The following is a 998-nucleotide window of genomic DNA, read 5'->3' as shown; positions in this document are numbered from 1 at the left end:
GGTGGACTCCGGCTTCGGCGCCGGCGACACCATCAGCCCGCACTACGACCCGATGCTGGCCAAGGTCATCGCCTGGGCCCCCACCCGCGCGGAGGCCGTCCGCCGCCTCGCCCACGCCCTGGAGCGGGCCCGCCTACACGGCCCGGTCACCAACCGCGACCTGCTCGTCCGCGCCCTGCGCCACCCGCGCTTCCAGGCCGCCGACCTCGACACCGGCTTCCTGGACCGCCACCTGACCGAGCTGACCGGGCCCGCCCCGGGCGGGGTGGCCGAGGTGGCAGGGCCCGGCCAGGCGGAAGAGGCGGGGGCACCGGAAGAGTCGGCCCGTGCGGAAGAGTCGAGCGGGGCCGGCGGGTTGGGCGTGCGCCTGGCCGCGCTGGCCGCCGCGCTGGCGGACGGCTGCGGACGCTCCCGGTTCGGTGGCACCCGCTACGGCGGCGCCTGGCGCAACGTGCCGTCCCAGCCGCAGACCAGGACCTACCGCAGCGAGCCGGACGGCACCGAGCACGAGGTCCGCTACCGGCTCACCCGCGCCGGCCTGGACGCCGCCGGCCTGCCCGGCGTCCGCCTGCTCTCGGCCGCCCGCGACCTGGTCGTCCTGGACGTGGCCGGCGTCCGCCGAACCCTTGCGGTGAGCGCGTACGAGGACGGGACGGTGTACGTCGACACGCCGCCGCCCGCCGCCGGCCCTCCCGGCCAGCCCACCGCGTACGCCCTCACCCCGCTGCCCCGCTTCCCCGACCCGAGCGCCCGCACCGAGCCCGGCTCGCTGCTCGCGCCCATGCCCGGCACCGTCATCCGGCTCGCCGACGTGGCGGAGGGCGACGCCGTGCGAGCCGGCCAACCGCTGCTGTGGCTGGAGGCGATGAAGATGGAACACAAGATCACCGCCCCGGCCTCCGGCACCCTCACGGCCCTGCGCGCGGCCCCGGGCCAACAGGTGGAGGTCGGCGCCCTGCTCGCCGTCGTCTCCGACTGACCGGCCCCCCAGCCCCCGG

The 998-nt window shown here is 77.8% G+C and carries 1 protein-coding gene; it reads left to right on the top strand.

Annotated elements, in window-relative coordinates; translation table 11 throughout:
- On the top strand, positions 1-979 hold a 979-nt coding region (locus tag KUM32_RS39780; RefSeq protein WP_302185258.1), incomplete at its 5' end, for a biotin/lipoyl-containing protein.
- Between the last annotated feature and the right edge of the window lie 19 nt (positions 980-998).

The sequence above is a fragment of the Streptomyces sp. AC627_RSS907 genome, from assembly GCF_019049165.1.
The sequence above is the reverse complement of the archived record's forward strand: the minus strand, read 5'-3'. Positions and strand labels throughout refer to the sequence as shown.